2 protein-coding genes are annotated in these 1,678 nt (G+C 78.5%); both read left to right on the top strand.

The features are described from left to right. A partial coding sequence (locus GTW08_RS30760; protein ID WP_202417944.1) for a hypothetical protein occupies positions 1-190 on the top strand: 190 nt, incomplete at its 5' end. A 58-nt stretch (positions 191-248) separates the two neighbouring features. After that, positions 249-1,678: chorismate-binding protein (locus GTW08_RS33155; RefSeq protein ID WP_161152897.1), on the top strand; the 1,430-nt coding region annotated here is incomplete at its 3' end.

Below are 1,678 nucleotides of genomic sequence, written 5' to 3' on the forward strand. Positions count from 1 at the left end.
GTCGACGCCGGTCCGCCCGGTGATCGCGCTGGTCGGGGCCCCGCTCCGGGTGCGCCGCTGGCCCGACGACGTCGTGGTCGCCACCGAGGGCGCGCTGGTGTACGCCCTGCGCGGGCTGACCCCGGTGCTCGGCCCGCGGGAGGTGGAGCGGATCCACGCCGTCGCCCGGCGCCCGGGGAGCTGGGGGTGAGGCGTGCGCCCGGTCACGGCGCCTTCCCCGCGCGGGGCCGGATCAGCATGCTCTCCCGGTGACCTCGACCGCCCCGGCCCGGACCGGGCTGCACCGTGTCCCGGTCCCGGACGGTGTCGCACCGTCCGGGGTGGCGGCGGCGGTGCGCCGGCTCGCCCACCGGCCGCGGCTGGTCGCCTTCGGCGGGAGCTGGTCGTGGGGGGCACTGGTCGCCACCGAGCCGGTGCTCACCGCACCGGACGGGGCCGACCCGTTCGCCGTGCTGGACGCGCCGCCACGGTCCGCGGGCCCGGCGGCCAGTCCGGGCGCCGGGACCGCCGGGGCCGTCGGAGGCGGCTGGTTCGGGCTCCTGGACCATGCCCCGCCCGGTGTGCGGCCGACGGCGGTGCTGTCCTGGTACCGCGACGTGCTGCGGCACGACGGCGAGCGCTGGTGGTTCGAGGCGCTGGTCGCCGGCGGAGCCCCGCTACCGGGCCTGCCGGACCACCCCGGTGCGGTGCACCCCGACACCGGCTCGGCCGAGCGCCGGTACACGCAGCTGTGCGCCGACCTCGCCCGCCCGGCGCCGGACCGGACGGCCCGGATCGCGGTCACCCGGTGGCCCGACCGCGACGCGCACCTGGCCGCGGTCGAGCGGTGCGTCACCGAGATCCGTCGCGGCGAGATCTTCCAGGCCAACATCGCGACCCGGCTGGAGGTGCGGCTCGACGGCGACCCGCACGAGGCGTGGGCCCGGCTGGTCGAGCCGGTCGCACCGGCCCGCGCCGCGCTCGTCGTGACGCCGGAGCGGGCCGCGGTGGGCGCGAGCCCGGAGCTGTTCCTGCACCGTGCCGGGGACCGGGTCACCACCGCGCCGATCAAGGGCACCCGGCCGCGCACCGGTGGCGACGCCGACGAGGCCGAACGCGCGCGACTCGGCGCCTCGGTGAAGGACGCGGCCGAGAACGTGATGATCGTCGACCTGATGCGCAACGACCTGGCCCGGGTCGCACGGCCCGGCGGGGTGCGGCCGGGGCGGCTGCTCGCCGTCGAACCGCATCCGGGGGTGTGGCACCTGGTGTCGCGGGTGCACGCGACGCTGCGCGACGACGTCACCGACGCCGACCTGCTCATCGCCACGTTCCCGCCGGGCTCGGTCACCGGCGCGCCGAAGATCCGGGCCTGCGAGGTGATCGCCGACTGCGAGGACGGCGACCGTGGGCTGTTCACCGGCGCCGTCGGCGGGGTGAGCCCGCTGGCCGGACTGGAGCTGAACGTCGCGATCCGCACCCTCGACCTCGGCCCCGCCGGGCCCGACGGCAGCCGAAGCGGCCGGCTCGGCGTCGGTGGGGGCATCACCGTCGACTCCGACCCGGCGGAGGAGTTCGGCGAGGTCCTGACCAAGGCCGCCCCGGTCCTGGCCGCGCTGGACGGCCCGCCCCGGCCGGTCCGGCCGCCCGTCGCCCGGCCCGCCGACCGGGCCGCGGGCCTGTTCGAGACGCTGGCCTG

Origin of the sequence: Pseudonocardia sp. SID8383, assembly GCF_009864975.1 — a bacterium.
Taxonomy (GTDB): domain Bacteria; phylum Actinomycetota; class Actinomycetes; order Mycobacteriales; family Pseudonocardiaceae; genus Pseudonocardia; species Pseudonocardia alni.